The sequence below is a fragment of the Mycobacterium sp. NGS59 genome (assembly GCF_059812345.1).
The window spans coordinates 122021-139347 of record NZ_JCALCN010000008.1; the positions used below are offsets into that span (position 1 = coordinate 122021).

General features: G+C 61.9%; 15 protein-coding genes and 1 pseudogene. 7 read left to right on the top strand and 9 right to left on the bottom strand.

All coding sequences use genetic code 11. From position 1 onward, the window contains the following. Nucleotides 1-118: 118 nt before the first annotated feature. The 4 genes from AC5Y46_RS11915 (at nt 119) to AC5Y46_RS11930 (ending at nt 2861) form a co-directional block, all read left to right on the top strand. The gene (locus AC5Y46_RS11915) at nt 119-1096 is read left to right on the top strand and encodes a YihY/virulence factor BrkB family protein (RefSeq protein WP_499944329.1); all 978 of its coding nucleotides are present in this window, start codon (nt 119-121) and stop codon (nt 1094-1096) included. A gap of 23 nt (nt 1097-1119) precedes the next feature. After that, nucleotides 1120-1689, top strand: coding sequence for an isomerase (locus tag AC5Y46_RS11920; RefSeq protein WP_499991180.1), 570 nt, complete (start codon nt 1120-1122; stop codon nt 1687-1689). A 16-nt stretch (nt 1690-1705) separates the two neighbouring features. Next, nucleotides 1706-1984 (top strand): hypothetical protein, encoded by a 279-nt coding sequence (locus AC5Y46_RS11925; RefSeq protein ID WP_499991181.1) that lies wholly within the window; start codon nt 1706-1708, stop codon nt 1982-1984. Between the two features lie 91 nt (nt 1985-2075). Further along, entirely contained in the window at nt 2076-2861 is a 786-nt protein-coding gene (locus AC5Y46_RS11930) for an emopamil-binding protein (RefSeq protein ID WP_499991182.1), read from the top strand. A gap of 8 nt (nt 2862-2869) precedes the next feature. Here the strand turns inward: AC5Y46_RS11930 and AC5Y46_RS11935 are convergent, their stop codons facing one another. From AC5Y46_RS11935 to AC5Y46_RS11975, 9 genes are all read right to left on the bottom strand, one after another. Next, nucleotides 2870-3073, bottom strand: coding sequence for a zinc-ribbon domain-containing protein (locus tag AC5Y46_RS11935; RefSeq protein ID WP_499991183.1), 204 nt, complete (start codon nt 3071-3073; stop codon nt 2870-2872). 157 nt (nt 3074-3230) lie between these two features. Beyond that, nucleotides 3231-3644 (bottom strand): hypothetical protein, encoded by a 414-nt coding sequence (locus tag AC5Y46_RS11940; RefSeq protein ID WP_499991185.1) that lies wholly within the window; start codon nt 3642-3644, stop codon nt 3231-3233. A gap of 92 nt (nt 3645-3736) precedes the next feature. Beyond that, nucleotides 3737-4192: an SHOCT domain-containing protein gene (locus AC5Y46_RS11945; protein ID WP_499991186.1), complete on the bottom strand. Its 456-nt coding sequence runs from the start codon at nt 4190-4192 to the stop codon at nt 3737-3739. A 79-nt stretch (nt 4193-4271) separates the two neighbouring features. Then, a complete protein-coding gene (locus tag AC5Y46_RS11950; protein WP_499991187.1) occupies nt 4272-5096 on the bottom strand; it encodes a GIY-YIG nuclease family protein in 825 nt (274 codons plus the stop codon). Beyond that, nucleotides 5096-5830: a hypothetical protein gene (locus AC5Y46_RS11955; protein WP_499991188.1), complete on the bottom strand. Its 735-nt coding sequence runs from the start codon at nt 5828-5830 to the stop codon at nt 5096-5098. Before AC5Y46_RS11955 ends, AC5Y46_RS11950 begins: the two co-directional genes overlap by 1 nt. After that, nucleotides 5827-8952 (bottom strand): type I restriction endonuclease subunit R, encoded by a 3126-nt coding sequence (locus AC5Y46_RS11960; RefSeq protein ID WP_499991189.1) that lies wholly within the window; start codon nt 8950-8952, stop codon nt 5827-5829. The genes AC5Y46_RS11955 and AC5Y46_RS11960 overlap by 4 nt, the downstream gene beginning before the upstream one ends. Nucleotides 8953-8954: 2 nt before the next feature. Continuing rightward, entirely contained in the window at nt 8955-10202 is a 1248-nt protein-coding gene (locus AC5Y46_RS11965) for a restriction endonuclease subunit S (protein ID WP_499991191.1), read from the bottom strand. After that, complete coding sequence (locus tag AC5Y46_RS11970; RefSeq protein WP_499991192.1) at nt 10199-12175, bottom strand: N-6 DNA methylase; 1977 nt, start codon at nt 12173-12175, stop codon at nt 10199-10201. Before AC5Y46_RS11970 ends, AC5Y46_RS11965 begins: the two co-directional genes overlap by 4 nt. An 88-nt stretch (nt 12176-12263) precedes the next feature. Continuing rightward, entirely contained in the window at nt 12264-12971 is a 708-nt protein-coding gene (locus tag AC5Y46_RS11975; protein WP_499991193.1) for a DUF7255 family protein, read from the bottom strand. A 215-nt stretch (nt 12972-13186) separates the two neighbouring features. Here AC5Y46_RS11975 and AC5Y46_RS11980 point away from each other — a divergent pair. The 3 genes and pseudogenes from AC5Y46_RS11980 to AC5Y46_RS11990 form a co-directional block, all read left to right on the top strand. Then, a pseudogene (locus tag AC5Y46_RS11980) lies at nt 13187-14200 on the top strand (IS256 family transposase); the annotation flags it as partial. A 124-nt stretch (nt 14201-14324) separates the two neighbouring features. Beyond that, on the top strand, nt 14325-15377 hold the full coding sequence (locus AC5Y46_RS11985; protein WP_499991194.1) for a tyrosine-type recombinase/integrase: 1053 nt from the start codon (nt 14325-14327) through the stop codon (nt 15375-15377). Beyond that, on the top strand, nt 15374-17314 hold the full coding sequence (locus AC5Y46_RS11990) for a tyrosine-type recombinase/integrase (protein WP_499991196.1): 1941 nt from the start codon (nt 15374-15376) through the stop codon (nt 17312-17314). The genes AC5Y46_RS11985 and AC5Y46_RS11990 overlap by 4 nt, the downstream gene beginning before the upstream one ends. Nucleotides 17315-17327: the final 13 nt, after the last annotated feature.

Genomic DNA, 17327 nt, shown 5'->3' on the forward strand with positions numbered 1-17327 from the left:
GACGCCTTCGTCTGGCGGAGTCCCTAGCGAGGCCGGCTCGGTTGGCGACCGCCTATTCGGGGTATTTACCCGGGCAGCCCTGGGATGGGGACGACGACGGGGACAGAAGTGAGCGGCGATGGTCGGCTGGCTGGACAGGCTGCAGCGACGTAACCGCGGCGTGGGTTTGGCCGTCGCCGTCGTCTACAAGTATGTCGACGATCAGGGCAGCTACCTGGCCGCGCTGATCACCTATTACGCGTTCGTATCGCTGTTCCCGATGCTGCTGCTGTTGACCACCGGACTCGGTGTGCTGCTCCGGGGCAGACCTGACCTACAGGCTCATGTCCTGCAGAGCACCCTGAGCCAGTTCCCGGTCATCGGCAGTCAGCTGCAGCAACCTGAAGGACTCAGCGGCGGACCGGCCGCGGTGATCATCGGCGTCGTGGGCGCACTGTACGGCGGTCTGGGCGTAGGCCAGGCCGTGCAGAACGCGATGGACTCGGTGTGGGCGGTACCCCGGCACCAGCGTCGCGACGCGTTCCGCTCCCGCAGTCACAGCCTGATGCTGTTGTTGGTGCTGGGTTCGGCGGTGATTGCCACCACCGTCCTCTCCGGGATCGGCCACTTGACCGACTCGTTGGGGATCGTGGGAAAGTTCGGGGTGGTCGTCGCCGCGGTGGCCGTCAACGCGGGGATCTGCTTGGTGGCGTTCCGGCTGACCACCGCGCGAGAACTCACCTACCGGCAGGTGTGGCCGGGAGCTGTTGCGGCGGCGTTCATTTGGCAGATCCTGCAATGGTTCGGCGCGGGATACATCGGGCACGTCGTCAAGACATCGAGTGCGACCAACAGCGTCTTCGCGCTGGTCCTCGGGATGCTGGCCTTCCTGTTCCTGGTGTCCTCGACGTTGGTGTTGTGCGCCGAGCTCAACGTCGTACTGGTCGAGAAACTGCATCCACGTGCCTTGCTCACCCCGTTCACCGACGACGCCGAGCTGACGACAGCCGACCGCAAGACCTACACCAGGAAGGCGAAAGCCGAACGCGTCAAAGGCTTTCAGCGCGTCAGCGTCAAGTTCGACGACCTCACCCACAAGCCGAACCAGGTGCCGTGAGAAGTGGCGGCTAGAGTTCGCTGATGACCTCCTACCGGATCGATCCGGACGTGTTGGGCAAGGTCGCCAAGCAGGTCGTCGGCCTGCGATTGGAGGGCGACGAACTGATCGCCCAGGCGATCCGGCTATTGGCCGACGAATACCCCGACCTCGTCGACCCCGCCCCCGGGCGGTGGGTGGCCAGCAAGGCGGGCGGCATCCTGGGCAAGGTCCGCTTCCTGTACTTCAGTCCCCGCGAGTACATTGTCATCTTCGGCACTCCCACTGGCACGCAAGGCTTTTCGGGTCGCTACAAGCGTGTGCAGATCCACAAGTTCCTGATCGCCGGCCGGATCGACTCCTACGACGTGGAGTCCGACGACACGGCTGCTATGACGTTGCTTCCGGGTGAGCACACCTGCCTGGAAAAAGGCCATGCCCGGGGCCTCACGATCCACCCCGGCTCGTGGCACATCGAATACGGCCGAGGTGCCGTCGTCACGACGTTGCCGTTCGCGATGGTGGACACGTTGTTGGTGTCGCTGGAATTCGCGTCGGTTCGCCGTTCGGCGGTGGAGTTCGCCAAGCTGGTCGGCAAACGGTTTCGCCGCTGACGGGTTAGCGTGTGCCATGACCAGAGCCGGACTGTGGCTGAACGCGGTGCTTGCCACGGTGGGGATCGCCGCATTCATCGCAATTTCCGCCTTCTTCGGCTACAAGTGGCTGGCGTACGACGAGGCCAACCGCGCCTACGCCTGCGGCAGCGGCAGTCGCGGAGGCACGTGCCTGCAAGGAGAAGCGACGAACATGGCGCTTTGTTTGCTGTTCGCCGCTATTGCACTGGTCGGGATTGTGCTCACTGTCAAGGCCGTCCGTTCGCAGTTGCGTGCGGATCGAGACCTTCGATAACTGAGTGCGCATCTTCCGAACTCAGCCGCGCCACGGGTATGCTCCGCGCTATCACAAGTAGTTGATACTTACCGGCGACGGAGGACGCAGCGTGCACAGTGACGTGACGACGGTCGACCAACGCGAACCCGACTTCGCCCAGCCGTGGGCTCCCCATCGACTCCGAATCTACAAAGCCACAGCCTTTTTCACCTTCGCCGTATTCCTGTTGGTGACCGTAGGTGTCGGCACCGGAATCATCCCGCCCAGCTTCACCGTGGATGTCGTCGTGAATCTGATCTTCGGCGTCCCGGTGCTGCTACTGCCGCTGGTCCTGTTGTGGACCGCGCCGGGAGAGAATCGGTCCGGGCTGGACAAGGCGACCGAGCTGACCCTGTTCTATCTGCCCTACACCGCGGGCAGCCAGATCGGCTACGAACTGGTGTTCCTGCTCGGGCATCCGTTCGGACTCTGGGCACCCACCACCGATCCCGGCTGGAAGTGGTTGTGGTGGCAGTACGGACTGGCCGACACCCGCTACGTCAGCGGGAATCCGTGGATCTTCGCCCTCGAGGTGGTCGGGGTCATCACTGGGACCACCGTGTTCGTCATGTGGACCCGCCTGATCCGGTCGAACCTGCCGGACGAGTCGCGGATCCGCTGCCTGTGGGTCGCCTTCGCCGGGTGTGCGGTGCTGATGAGCAGCACCGCCGTCTACTTCCTGGCCGAAGTGGGCGCCGGTTTCAGCCACATCGGCCAGGGCGCGTGGGGGCTCGGGTTCAAGTTCATCGCCGAGAACATTCCGTTCATCGTGCTGCCCCCGCTGGTGCTGTACTCGATCCATCGGCAGATCGACTATCTGACCCGGCGGGCGGGGGTCCTCACGTCGCGGGTGTGACTTTTCGCTCAGCCGGCGACCGCGGCACCGCAGATGCCGCAGAGCTCGAACTCCTGACGGTTCCAGCGCGCGACCGGTATGAAGAACAGACTGATCTGCTTGTACTCCCGCATCCGCGACCACTGCGTGGTGTTGTGGCAGCGCGGGCAGTCCCGGACTTGGCCAGCGCCAACGTACTTCTGCTTGATGCCGTAGCCGAAGAAGAGCAACACGACACCAGCGTAGGGGTGTTCGCCGGCGTCACGCGCGGACGGTGCTGTGGTGGCAGGTACAGGATTCGAACTTCGCGACGGAATTGCCGAACAGTGCTTGAGATGCGAATACGTCTGAAGTGGTAAGCGCGACTATCCAGAGGCGCCAAATAATCGTCTACACACGCGCGGCGGGACGCTGCCGCGCGTGTGAGCCGGCAACCGGACTGTCCCGCTCGAGTAGGTCGATCCCCGCCGCCTCTGCCTGCGCAAACATCGCCATCGCTTGCCCAATGGTCAGATCCATTGCAGCGGCGATATCACCCGACTGCGACTGCCTCGGGAAGAACTCACGAATATCGACGTTCGCCTCACCACTGCCGCCCGGCGGCAGCGTCACCACAAAAACGATCACCCAGCCGGGGTAGCGGCGGGTCTTCTCGACAACGTCCCAGTACCGGTCGGTGGGAAGGCAAACCACAGCGAACTCGGCCCGATCCTGCGTCTGCGCACGCTCCGATGCGAAGCGCTGCGACTTGGCCAGCATCGGCAGCATCCGAAGCGCTGCGAGGCGGTCCTCGTTCTCAGCCACGGTGCCACCTGTCCAAAATCTGTTCCCAGTCGCCACGATCCATGTCCGGGACCGGAACGGCTGTACCCGAACCGGCTCCGTGATCATCCCGTTCAACCAAGAAGCTTTGCTTTCTGCGCTTCAAATTCCTGCAGCGTGAGCACGCCAGCATCCTTGAGCTGAACAAGTTTCATCAGCTCGTCAGCGACGGATGTCGGTGCCTGGTGCGGTGGAAGCCGTGACTCGTGCGGTTGCAGAGCGGGTCCGAAATCTGGGTGGGCGCGGAACCAGTCCTCGATTTTCTGAGCCGTTCCATAGTTGATCGCGACCTCCGCGAGGGTGGTGCCAGATCCCTGCACGGTCAGCACCTCCTGCAAACTCGACGCCTTCAGGCGCTTCTTATCGTCCCGAGTCACCCTTCGAACCGAGAACCCCGCCACATCACGCACCCGCACTCTGAAGGCAGGCAACAGCTTCCCCGTCTGCCGATACTCGACCGTCCCGTCAGGGTGCTCAATCAAGCCTCCGTTCCCGAACCCCAGCCCATGTGAGATTGGCTTGCCTGCCACGGCACTCAGTCCTTCCTCGTTCTTAATCAGCGCGCGAGAAACACCCCTAATATCGGACACCTGGCATTGCAGCACGACGTTAGTTCCTATTGAAGCCGAACTTGCGCGAGAGCAGGACGTCTTTCCAATATCTCTCCCGGGCCAGCACCTCATTGTCGTCGGTTCGCATCGACCAAAACTCGAGAAGAGCGAAGTGAAGATTCTTGCGCGCGTAGTCGGGCCCTTTCTGGCCTACCAACTCGCGAAGCGCGGCATTGTTGCCGTGCAGGCTATCGACATACTGACGCAGCCGCGACCAAATCCCGGTGTCGGCGCAGGCAGAGCCGACGTAAGCCTGGCCGGTCTCCTGGTCGTGGATGACGTACACGCCCTTCATGTACTGAAGCGCACCGCGCCAGTCATTCCAATCTTGGGTGACTGCGGTTTCCAATATTCCGAGCGGATGGTTGATCCTGTCATGGCCTGGAAAAGGCTCCCCTGCGTAGGGAAGACGGAGAATGGATACTACTTCGATGTTGTCCAGGTGAGTCTCCAGGTTCAGTCGGATGGCACGCCCTGGTGGGCGGAACTGCACCCATAGACGCTTGATGAATGGACTCAATAGATCCTCTCGAAGAGCGATCTCGTACGAATAGGCATTTGGAGTGTTGCGACGTTTCAGTACCTCGAAGACACCGCCAAAAAGCCAGTGCGATGGGTCATTTCGGCTTCGTGCCATCGCGAAGATGTATCGCCGGTTGAACTCGTCGCGAGCTGGCCGCCATTGGCTCCAATTGACCCACTCGTCCCATGAGCGAGTCAACACGTCAATGGGGTGGTCTTCACCGTTCCACACCGCGCAGTGCAATTTGCACTCGGTTGGTTCAAGGTCGCCGATCAAGCTCCTCAGCGGGATCGCAGCCATCATTTAAGACCTTCCGTGACGGTTTGTCGGGAAAAGACTGGGACGTCCTCGTTGTCTTGCCACCACAACAGTTGGTCGAGAACAAGTCGTGATACATCTATGTCGTCGGCAGCAGCTCGGGCCACCAGGAGCACCGCGTGCGGATCTTCGGGTACCGAGAATCCAAGTGAGCGCAGTGCTTTCACGACGCGCGTGTCGGGCTTGATGGCATCGGCACCTGAACGCATCCGGGCATAGGCGAAGAGCGCGACGCCGATACCCTTGACCGAACCGACTACGGGGTCGAGCTTGGGCGCATGCTCGAATGCTCCGTAACGCTCAGCCCAAACCCGACATAGTTGGCCTTCTTGGTCTGCGGTAGTCAGCCCCTCCTGGGAGGCAAAGGCGCAGAGCCTGTTTGCCACTTCGTGAATCGTCGCAACTTCGTCCTCGGAAAGACCGTACTTGTCTCGTTGCAGAGGGTGGGCGGCTAGCCACGCGATGGTGTGCTCGGCGTTATGCGCTTTCCAGTCTGCCACGATGTCGTGCACCCGCGTCGTATACCGACGTTGCCTCGACGCAACCACGTCGACAATCATTGCACCTCGCGAGTTCTCATACTTCGTGACGAAGTCAAGCGCCTTCGTTTGGGCTTCCGCACCATGAGCGCGGTTGAGGTCGCTCAAATTCTGGATCGCCACACTCCACTGAGAACTACTGCGCAGCAACAAGGCTGCGGGCGAGGAGCCTGTCATGCCGTCGGCTTCAACCCCTGATAGATGATGGGCACAAGTTCGCCGAGCAGTTTCGACGACAGCTCGGGATTGCCCAGGATCTGCGTGGACAAGTCCTCGGAGGAGGCCATCGCGCCTATCACGGCGCTGACGAACTCGTTCTTCAGGTCCGGGCTGACCGAAAACTGGGCCAGCGTGTTGTTCTGGGCCTGCTGTTGCAGGATTTCGCTTTCTTCGAGCCGGTCCTTGATGTGAGTAACGACGTTGCGGACGCTGGAGTCGGGGTGGTCTCCAGAGAACAGGTCATTGATCTGGGCGATGACCTGTTCCAGGGCGACTAGTTCGGGATCGTGGGCCATCCCGGTCCCCCCGGCTTTCGCCGGTTCGAGCATCACACCACCGGACAGCTTTCCGTCGGTGGAACTCCCGGCGTGCTGGGCTAGGTAATCGAAGTCGACGCCGGACAGGTCGATCTCATGATGAAGCTGCTCGCCGGCGATCACGGGCGCGAGGTGCCGTAGGTAGATCGAGAGTTTCTCGATCGAGGGGTCTTCGTAGTTGACGATCTGAGACAGGAAGTCGTACTGGCGCAGGAACGTGCCGATGTCCTTGCGAAAGATGTCCAACTCTTCCAAAGCCAGGCTGTCGCCGTGATCGCGAGCTCGGCGTTCCCGGTCCCGGAACACGTCTCGCGCCGGCTGGACCCACTTGTTCAGTGCCTCATGGCCTTTACCAGGCTGCTGGGCGTATTTGAGGTAATCCGCGACCAGACCGTTGACCTCGGACTCTTTGTAAATCCCTGCAGTATCAAGCTTGTTGACCGTCTGGTGCACGATATTGGGGTCGGTAACATCGGCCAGGGTGGTAGCAGCGTAGTAGGGCTCGAATGCCTCCACAATGTCCTCGGCGGTGTTCGCGAAGTCCAGGACGAAGGTCTGATCCTTCCCCGGTGCAGTCCGGTTGAGTCTCGACAAGGTCTGGACCGCCGCCACCCCTGCTAAGCGTTTGTCGACGTACATCGCGACCAGCAGCGGTTGATCGAATCCGGTCTGAAACTTGTTGGCCACCAACATCACCTGGTACTCGTCGGTGGCGAACGCATCGCGTAGATCGCGACCCTTGAGTCCCGGATTCATGCTGGTCTCGGTGACCTTCTCCAGCCCCGAGTCGAGATCAGTGACCTCCCCGGAGAAGGCCACCAATGCCGCAATATTGGTGTAGCTGCGCTCGGCAATGTATTTGTCGAAGGCCAGCTTGTAGCGCACTGCTGCCTTGCGCGAGGAGGTGACCACCATGGCCTTGGCCTTGCCGTCGAGCCGCCACGCTACGTTGTCGCGGAAGTGCTCGACGATGATCGCGACCTTCTGACTGATGTTGGTGGGGTGCAGCTTGACCCAGTTCATCACCGACTTGATCGCCGCACTCTTGTCCACCAATTCACAGGCGGATTCAGCCGAGACCTGAACGGTGCCTGATGCGGCGGTGTCTTCAGTCTCGAAGGTCTGCCCGTGGTGCGTGAGCCGAAATGCCGTCTTGTAGGGGGTGTAGTTGCGCAGTACGTCGAGGATGAAGCCCTCATCGATGGCCTGCTGCATTGAGTACAGGTGAAAGGGGTGCGGTTTGCTGTCGATGCTCGATTTGTGGCCGAACAACTCCAAGGTTTTGGCCTTGGGGGTGGCAGTAAAGGCGAAGAACGACAGGTTCTTTGATTCGGCGCGGGCGGCCATCTCATCGGCCAGCACATCTTCAGCGTCGACGGCCCCGCCGTCTTCCAGGTCTTCGAGTTCGCTTGCCGAGAGCGCAGCCTTGAGCCGTTTAGAGGCCTCGCCCGCCTGGGAGGAGTGGGCCTCGTCGGCGATGATCGCGAAGCTCTTGCCTTTGAGGTCGGCTTGCTCCTGGATCAGTTGCAGGGCGTAGGGGAAGGTCTGAATGGTGACAATGATGATCTTCGTGCCACCGGTCAACGCCTCAGCCAGCTCCTGAGATTTGGCGCCGCCCAGCCCGGCGATATGGGCGACTACCCCTGGGGTGCGGTCGATCTGGCGGATCGCCTCTTGCAACTGCGCATCAAGGACGTTTCGGTCGGTGATCACGATGACGGAGTCGAATACCGGTTTGTTGCTGTCGTCGTGCAGCACCGAAAGTCTATGCGCCAGCCACGAAATAGAGTTGGTCTTGCCTGAGCCGGCGGAGTGCTGAATCAGGTAACGCTGCCCCGGCCCCTTAACGCGCGCGTCGTTGACCAGACGGGACACGACGTCCCACTGGTGGTAGCGGGGAAACAGCATCCTTTGAGAGCGGACTTTCTTGTTGGTGATCGGGTCGATCTTCTCGTCGATCTGCAAATGCAGAAACCGTCCGAGGATGTCGAGCCAGGTGTCACGCTCGAGGATCTGCTGCCACAGATAGGCCGTTGGCGAGCCGTGCGGGTTGGCCGGGTTTCCGGCATGACCGTGATCGCCTCGGTTGAACGGTAGAAAGACGGTGTCCTTGCCGGCGAGCTTGGTGGTCATCTGCACTTCGGAGTTCGACACCGCGAAGTGCACCACGGCGCGAGAACCGAACTGCAGCAACGGTTCCCCTTTGGGTAGCCGGTGATGCTTGTACTGCAGCACTGCGTCCGTGACGTTCTGGACGCTGAGGTCAGTCTTCAGTTCGGCGGTGGCAACCGGGATGCCGTTGACGAAGAACACCAGATCGATGCTGTTGGCGTTCTGTGTCGAGTAGTGAACTTGGCGCATCACCCGCAAACGGACTGCGCGGTAACGCTTCTCGGTAGTCTCATTCAAAGTGGTGTTGGGCCGGAACTGACACATCGCAAACTGTGCGTTGAGGTCCTTGAACCCACGGCGCAACACCGACAATGTCCCGCCGTTCACCTTTGGATCAGCGCCCAGCTGCTTCACCAGAGTCGCCAACACCCCGGCCCTCGCCTTGCCCAATGCTGCTCCGGATAGTCCCGGCTTGACCCGCTTGGCCAACTGTTCCGGTTGGGTGTCTGCCAGCCAACCGAACACGTCTTCCGGAAACAACGCCAGCTCACGGTCGTAACCCGCATCGGTTGGCGAGTACAGCCAGCCGTGTTCGGCGAGGTATTCGCAGATCTCGACCTCGAATGACGACTCGTGATGCTGCTGGGCCATCGCTACGCCGCCCCGCGCACGTCGATCTTGCCCGTCACTGCATCGGTGATCAGAGCCGAACGGTACTCGCGCAAAGTGTCGATCACTTGGGCGGCCTTCGCAGTCAACTCATCGATCTTCGTGCACCGCTCTTCGAGAAACTCAACTATGAGGGATTGCTCTCTTAGATCCGGCAGCGCTATGCGCAGCTCTGGCAGCTTGCTGGCCTTCAGCCCCAGTGCTGTCGAACCCGTCGCCCGGGCGACAAGCTGAGATTGGAACCATTCGCACATGACTGAGTACAGAAGAAACCGGGGCAGCACCAGTTGGCGATCAGGGCGAAACTTAATAATCCTCTGAGCCAACGCAATATCTATCCGATCCACTAGCGCGGCGTTACCTAGTGGGGCTTCCATCGTAAAAAGTAGGTCATCGATCTCTGGGAGGCCCCGACGCATGATCTCGTCGTACTCCTCGGCAGACACGTACTCCTCGGAGATGTCGTAGTCGATCCAGCCAGGTCGCACATTTCGCGCAGTCACCAGGACTACACCGCCGTCGACCTTCTTCGGGGTCGCCCCTCGATAGTCGACTCGACCATTTACACACCGCAGGAACGGCCTCACAGACCACCCCAGAGGGATAGAGTCAAGTCCCTCAATGCCTACGTCTTGCTTCGGCGCAGCCGGGTCTAGACCATTGGTGACGGCTTGGTTGATGGTGGCGGCGCGGTCCTCGCGCAGGGTGGCGATGAGCTGCTCCTGCTTGGCGATGAGCGAATCGATCTTGGCGGTCTCGCGGTCCAGATATCGTGTAATTGCATGTTGCTCTTCCAGCTCAGGGGCGAAATTGAGTTCGAAACGTCCGAGGTCTCGGGTGTCGATCCGCGCAAAGCCAGATGAATCGGGGTCTGATCCGCCGATGCCGCCCATGCCGCGCTTCATCGCGTTAGACAGCGGGTCTGACCGAAGCAGGTATTCAAGGAATATGCCGCTCCACTCCGCCGTTGGCCGCAACACCAAATAGTCTGGGCTGACGATCCCGCCCTCTCTCGCCAAACCGAGCGATCCTCTGTAGGCGTTGAATCTGTTAAGCACAAGATCGCCCTGGCAGCACACTTTGTATTTCTCGAAATTGTCGGCACGTGGTTGATCATCGGTGAGAGCGCTCCTGGGCACTACGCCGCGATACTGCGAAACTGAGAGCAAGGTCGGTGGCGCGCTATTTCTAAGGCGTGTGTCGACCTCTTGATAGCAGTATCGAAGCTTCATGCTCCGACCTCAGCAAGCATGGTCTGAATCTCACTGACGAGGACCCGAAGGTCTTTTTGAATCTCCTCAAGGGGCCTGGGCGGTAGGTAGCGGTAGAAGTGGCGGGTGAAGGGGATCTCGTAGCCGACTTTGGTCTTGTCGTGGTCGATGTAGGCGTCCGGGACGTGGGGGAGAACTTCGCGGGCGAAATACTCCTCGATATCCTCAGTCAACGGAACATTCTCGGTGTCACGCAACGCGGGATTCGGTTCGGGGTTGCCTTTAGCGTCGGTGACGATTACGGCGTCGTCGTCGTGCTCGCCGGCGGTCGTCCAGATTGTCTTGACAAGCGGCGCAGGCGGTTTCGTCAGTCCGGCCTTGCGCAGTGCATCTTTGAGTTCGGCGACGAACTCGTCGCGGTCCTTCCATTCCCATCCCGTCAGCGAACTGAGCGCTTTTCGCAATGCCGCTTTGTCGCCGTCCTTGAGCTTGTCGATACTCTTCTGCGCAAAAACTTCTTCGATCTTGTCCTCGGTCGGGGTGAACCGCAGTTGCAGAGGGCGTTCGACGGTGATGGTGGAGTAGCCGAACTCCTTACCCTTGAAGACTTTCGAGTGGGCTTCGTGTACGTCGGAGCCGTGCTCGTTGCGGAAGCTTTCATACAGGCGGCATATCCGCTCGATGTCCTCCTGCCGCAGTTCTTTTCGTTTGGAGCCAAGAGACTTCTTCATCTTGCCGTACATGTCGACGGCATTGATGAGCTGCACTTTGCCTCTACGTTTGACGGTCTTGTTGTTGTCCAGGATCCAGATGTAGGTGGAGATTCCGGTGTTGTAGAACATGTCGGTCGGCAGCGCGATGATCGCGTCGAGCAGGTCGTTCTCGATAATCCATTGCCGGATGTTGGACTCCCCGGAACCGGCACCGCCAGTGAATAGCGGTGACCCGTTGAGGACGATGGCGAGCCGGCTGCCACCCTCGCCATTCTTGGCTGGCCGCATCTTGGAGATCAGATGCATCAGGAACAGCAGTGAACCGTCGGAGACGCGGGGCAGGCCGGGACCGAAACGTCCTGCGAAGCCACGTTGTTCGTGTTCGTCGGTGACCTTCTTCTGTTGAGTGTTCCAAGCCACCCCGAACGGCGGGTTGGACAGCAGAAAGTCAAAATGCTCTGTGCGAAAGCCGTCGTCGGTGAGCGTGTCACCGAGGTAGATGTTGTCAACATCCTGACCCTTGATGATCATGTCGGATTTGCACAGTGCGTAGGAACGCGGATTGATGTCCTGCCCGTACAGCACCGGACTCGCTTTGGGATTCATCTCGACAAGGTGATCAAAGGCAGTGGAGAGCATCCCGCCAGTGCCTGCCGCAGGGTCGTAGATCGTTCTAACAACACCAGGTTTGGTGAGCACGTCGTCCTGGGTGGAGAACAGGATGTCGACCATCAAAGCGATTACTTCGCGAGGGGTGAAGTGATCGCCAGCCTGTGTGGAATTGGATTCGGCGAACTTGCGGATCAGTTCCTCGAAGATGTAGCCCATATCGTGTTGTGTGACGACCTTTGGATGCAGATCGACGGCAGCAAAAGCCTTTACGATCAGGTAGAGCCGGTCAGACTTGGCTAGGCTGGCGATCTCGTCGAGCATCTTGTACCCGTCGAACACGTCGCGCACGTTCGGGGAGAAGTTCTCGATGTAATCGATCAGGTTGTCCGCCACACCCTCCGGATCGCCGATCAAAGAGGCGAAACTCCACTTCGAGGTGTTGAAGAACGGCAGCTTGAACTTGGCCTTCAAGAACACACCAGGATCGACCTTGGTCGCTTGGATCTTCTTGTACTCGGCGAGCACCTCGTCCTTGGTCGGCAACAAGATGCAGTCCAGGCGACGCAGGATCGTGAATGGCAAGATCACGTCGCCGTACTGGTTGGGCTGATACGGCCCACGTAACAGGTCGGCGATCTTCCAGATCAGGTTGGCATTCGTCTGGGCCATATGTCGATTCACTCCCCCGCAGAGACAGGTGAAAATTACAACCTATAGGCGACAGAAAGTAGCGTCAGCCGTTCCACGTGCTTTCAAATCAACCGGAGATGGTTCGCAATTCCAAGAGCGCTCTGAGCGCAGCACCGTCCACCGGCGAAGGGCGCGAGAGTATGTGCCCGAGTGTGGTGCCTCCGACGGTGTCGTAGACGGCAAGCCGCGCGAGACGGACGATTCCTTCGGCGGCAGCAATGTCACGCATCGCGTCATACAGCGCCCTCTGCTTCCACCGAGGGGAGCCTGCGCCGGCGAGCTCGCGCGGAGAGCCGGCCGTACCGAACATCCGCTCTGTCGAGTCGTTGCTCCAATAGCCGCCCCATCCCCGCGACTTCAGACAGTCCCCTTCGAACTGATCGCAATAGCTGAGGTAGTCGTGTCGCCACGGCAAATCTGCTGCCCAGTCGGGACCGAGGGTCGTCGCGCGGTAGCGATTGAAGTGCTGGCTCTCGTCAAATTCGACAATCAGGTCAGATTCGTAACAGGAATCCCACGAGCCCGGCGCCAGGCGCGGTTCGGGATGGACGCCTCCGAGTTCGCGGTACAGTTCCACGATTGCCGCCCGGGCCGCTGAAGGCAGCGTGTCGAGCCGGAGATTTGACGGCTTCGACGCGGGACGGAAGCCCATTTCGGCCAGAATGGCAAACAGCTGGTCTTGTTGCTCGGGCATCTGGCGAGTCTTCCACGGCCCGTGCCAGCAGGTGTTGCGGCCGCTCAGTGCGCTGCGGACGACGCGCATCCGCAAGTCCATTGCATCGGAGAGAACACCCTCTGACGCTGTGGTGGCAGCTACAGGATTCGAACCTGTGAAGCTTTCGCGACGGATTTACAGGGTTGCGTCCAGCAGAGTGGTGTACGAGTCGGACCTGATGAGCGGTACCGGCGTGTCGTAGCCGAATGATTGAAGGTCATCGCGTGATTCTTCGAGAGACCCGCAAAAGTCACTCGAGCAAAGGAATCGACGCGATGACCACTGCCCACAATATCGACCTGCCCACTGTGCTCGCCGAACGACTCACCACCGCCCACCCCGATGTGCTGCGTGAGCTGCTGGCCACGTTCATCCATACCCTGATGGGTGCCGAGGCCGATGCGCTGTGCGGTGCCGGATATGGCGAGCGCAGCGCCGAGCGCACCAATTCCCGCAACGGCTACCGACACCGCCAATTCGACACCCGCGCAGGCAGTTTGGATCTTGCGATCCCCAAGCTGCGGCAGGGCTCGTACTTCCCGGACTGGCTGCTGGAACGCCGCAAACGCGCCGAGCGGGCCCTGACCACCGTGGTGGCGACCTGCTATCTGCTGGGGGTGTCGACGCGTCGGATGGACAAGCTCGTCGAGACCCTCGGCATCACGTCGCTGTCGAAGTCGCAAGTCAGCGTGATGGCCAAGGAACTCGACGCCGCCGTGGAGGCGTTTCGCACCCGGCCACTCGATGCCGGCCCGTACACCTTCGTGGCCGCCGACGCCCTGGTGCTCAAGGTGCGCGAGCAGGGTCGGGTGGTCAACGTGCACGCCCTGATCGCCACTGCGGTGAACGCCGACGGCTATCGGGAGATCCTGGGCATCGATGTGTCCACCGCCGAGGACGGGGCGGGCTGGCTGACGTTTTGGCGGTCGTTGACCGCGCGCGGGCTGTCCGGGGTCAAACTGGTCACCAGCGACGCCCATGCCGGTCTGGTCGCCGCGATCGGGGCCACCCTGCCCGGGGCGGCCTGGCAGCGCTGCCGAACGCACTACACAACGAATCTGATGGCCATCACGCCCAAGACGTCGTGGCCGTGGGTGCGGACACTATTGCATTCGGTGTTCGACCAACCTGACACTGAATCCGTTGGAGCCCAATATGATCGGATCATCGACGCCCTAGCCGACAAGCTGCCCAAGGTCGCCGAACACCTGGAAGCCGCCCGCGCGGATCTGCTGGCGTTCACCGCGTTCCCCAAACAGATCTGGCGCCAGATCTGGTCGAACAATCCCCTATCCGTTAACCGGCTCTCAGCGGACACGAGCCGGGTAGCGGCGTGAGATCCGAACCGATTCCCCGGAGCGGGTGGATGCTGCTCAGAACAGGGCCCCTGACTGAGAAGGGCGGGAGACAGCGATGGCGGTGCGGGTCAGCGAGGTCGATGGCGGGTATCGGATCGATGGTGACTGGGACGGGGTTGATCCTGCGAATGCGTTCCTGGCTCACCTGAGCGGGCGAGGCTTCAGCCCGGCCACGGTGCGTGCCTATGCATTCGATGTGGTGAACCTGGCGCGGTTCCTTAAAGAGCACAATGTCACGCTGGCAGCTGTCGATGTGCCGCTGGTGTTTGACTGGATCGATTGGCAGGGCGTGCGCCGCTTAGGTGGTCGTGGCAGCGCGGACCGGACGCGTACGGCGGCGGCGTCGACGGTGAACCGTCGGGTAGCGGCGGTGCGGGCCTTCTTCGGGTACCTGGAGATGACGGGACAGCGTGCTGACAACCCGGTGCCCTCGCCGCGGCGCGGTGCGGGGCTGCGTCGCTCGCAACGCGGGCTGCTGGGTCATCTGGGTCCCGGGCGGGCCCGTGCCGGCGGCAGGTTGGTGCGCCAGCCGCTGCTGTTGCCGGAATCATTGCCAGCCAACGACATCGACGCATTCACTGCCTCGTTGGGTACTCATCGGGATCGGGCCATGGTGTTGGCGATGCTGCTGGGCGGACTGCGGTCGGCGGAGGTGCGCGGGCTGCTGTTGGAAGATGTAGACATGGGTCGACGACGGTTGCGGGTGATCGGTAAAGGCGGCAAGGAACGCCACGTGCCGGTGGATGCGGCGTTCTTCACCGAGGTGGCGGCCTATCTGCGGTGTGAGCGTCCGCCGGGGCTGGCGACGCCGCAGTGTTTCGTGGTCTTGCGCGGCCCGACGATCGGGGCGCCGGTCAGCGAGGCCGGGCTGCGCAGCCTGTTCCGCCGCCACCGGGAGCTCTCCGGCGCGGCCCGGGTGCGGCCGCACCGGCTGCGTCACACGTACGGCACCGAATTGGCTTCGGCGGGAATCGATCTGCTCGCATTGCGCGCGTTGATGGGTCACACCTCGCCAGAAACAACGGCGCGTTACGTGCACCTATCCGTCGAACAACTCGCCGCCGAGTACGGCGCTGCTCGCGCGTCGTTGGCGGGAGGACCGCGGTGACCGCCGCTATTGCCAGCTGCATCGACGCCGACGTGCTGCTGAACGGCTATCTCGACCACGTCGCCGGCTTAGGGTTGAGTGGGCGCGCAGTCCGAGATCGGACCCGTATCGCGCGGGCATTCCTGTCCCGTCACCCGGATCTGACTTTGTGGATGGCACTGCCCACGCCCGAGCGGGCCGCCGAACTGCGCGCGAGCCGGGCGTGGCCCTTGTTGTGCTATGCCATCGGCGTCGGCCGGATCCTGCTGGATGTCGAGCTGGCCGCAGTCAAGCAGCTGACCGGACTTGGTGCCGCGGTCGAGGCACGCGATCCGGCTGGTTTCGCGGGGTTGCGAGGGGCGGGAAACCGGTTGGGCTGGACCAGTTCCTGGGTCGAGAACGTGCTCGGCGAGTGCCTAGCGGTGGTGCTGGCCTGGCGCGGCGGGCTGGCCGCCGACCTCACTACGCGGGTAATTGACGAGTTCGACGCCGCGCTGTCGACAAGCTCCATCCCGGCCTCATCACGGCGTGCCTATCGAGCGCGGTTGGCCAGCTTGCGCCAGCTGTTGTATGAGACCCGCGTGCTCGACACTGCGCCGCGGCGGCGGCCGTGGGCGCGTGGCATCGAGCAGCGCTTCACCGATGTGGCGATGGCCGACCCGATCCGGGACATCCTGCTGCGCTATGTCCAGGTGCGGGCGGCGGTGCTGCGGCCGAAGTCGGTGGAATCGCTGGTCAATGATCTGCTCCCGTTCGCCGAATACCTCACCGCCCATCACCCGCAGCTGACCAGCCTGCGCCAGCTGGACAGGGCCGCCGTCGAGGGCTATCTGGCGTGGAACCGCACCCGCGGCTGGCGCGGGCAACGTGCCGCAGCCGGCGCCGGGCGCACGGTGTCAGCCGCGGTCGCCCAGTCCGCGGTGCTGAGTCTGCGCAACCTGCTCGAAGACATGACCGTCTGGGGCTGGGAGCAAGCACCGTCGCGACGGCTGGTCTTTGCCGCCGATGTCCCCAAACTGGATCAGCCGCTGCCGCGGGCCCTGGCTCCTGACATCGATGTGGCGGTGATGAACGCCATTGCTCGCCTTGAGGATCCGTTCGCCCGGGTTGGGTTGACCGTATTGCGCGGTGCTGGGCTGCGGGCCGGCGAGTTGCTCGACTTGGAACTGGGCAGCATCATCAACTACGGGCCCGCTGGCACCTGGTTGAAGGTGCCGTTGGGCAAGTTGGCCACCGAACGCATGGTGCCGCTGTCGGCGGCCACCATCGCCGCCCTGGACGAGTGGGTCACCCTGCGTGGCGTGCACCGACCTCTGCCGCACCCCCGCACCGGTGTGCTCACCGATTTTCTGTTCACCCAGCGTGGGCGCCGTCTCGGCTATGCCCGACTGCGGAATGGGCTGCTCGCCGCCGCGCAATTCGCCGGATTACGCGCGCCCGATGGGGGCGCGCTTGTCCTCACCCCGCATCAGCTGCGCCACACCTGGGCCACCGAGCTGGCGAATGCCGGCATGAGTCTGCAAGCGTTGATGGCCCTACTCGGACACGTCACCCCACAGATGACGCTGCGCTACGCCACCCTGGCCTCACCCGCCCTGCGCGCCGCCTACGACCACGCGATGGGCAAGATGCGCCGCCAATTCACCCTCACCCCGGTCGGCAAACCGATCCTGCCCGACAAGGTCGGCTGGCTACACAGCGAGATGCTCAAAACCCGTGTCGCGCACGGCTACTGCGCCCGCCACCCGGCGGCCGGCGCCTGTCCGTATGCCAACATCTGCGAAAGCTGCGACAACTACATCACTGCGCCCGAATTCCGGGATGCCCTCAGCGACCAACTCGCCGACATCCAAGTCCTAAAATCCGACGCCGAGAACCGCGGTTGGACCGACGAAGCCGCCCGCCACGACCGGGTCGCACACGCCCTCACCGACCACCTCCAACGCCTCAATCACTGACACCAAACGTGCA

What these genes read in the sequence shown, in the direction of transcription:
- AC5Y46_RS11915 (WP_499944329.1), top strand. Translation starts at nt 119, where the DNA reads ATGGTCGGCTGGCTGGACAGGCTGCAGCGACGTAACCGCGGCGTGGGT.
- AC5Y46_RS11920 (WP_499991180.1), top strand. Translation starts at nt 1,120, where the DNA reads ATGACCTCCTACCGGATCGATCCGGACGTGTTGGGCAAGGTCGCCAAG.
- AC5Y46_RS11925 (WP_499991181.1), top strand. Translation starts at nt 1,706, where the DNA reads ATGACCAGAGCCGGACTGTGGCTGAACGCGGTGCTTGCCACGGTGGGG.
- AC5Y46_RS11950 (WP_499991187.1), bottom strand. Translation starts at nt 5,096, where the DNA reads ATGGCTGCGATCCCGCTGAGGAGCTTGATCGGCGACCTTGAACCAACC.
- AC5Y46_RS11955 (WP_499991188.1), bottom strand. Translation starts at nt 5,830, where the DNA reads ATGACAGGCTCCTCGCCCGCAGCCTTGTTGCTGCGCAGTAGTTCTCAG.
- AC5Y46_RS11960 (WP_499991189.1), bottom strand. Translation starts at nt 8,952, where the DNA reads ATGGCCCAGCAGCATCACGAGTCGTCATTCGAGGTCGAGATCTGCGAA.
- AC5Y46_RS11965 (WP_499991191.1), bottom strand. Translation starts at nt 10,202, where the DNA reads ATGAAGCTTCGATACTGCTATCAAGAGGTCGACACACGCCTTAGAAAT.
- AC5Y46_RS11970 (WP_499991192.1), bottom strand. Translation starts at nt 12,175, where the DNA reads ATGGCCCAGACGAATGCCAACCTGATCTGGAAGATCGCCGACCTGTTA.
- AC5Y46_RS11975 (WP_499991193.1), bottom strand. Translation starts at nt 12,971, where the DNA reads ATGGACTTGCGGATGCGCGTCGTCCGCAGCGCACTGAGCGGCCGCAAC.
- AC5Y46_RS11985 (WP_499991194.1), top strand. Translation starts at nt 14,325, where the DNA reads ATGGCGGTGCGGGTCAGCGAGGTCGATGGCGGGTATCGGATCGATGGT.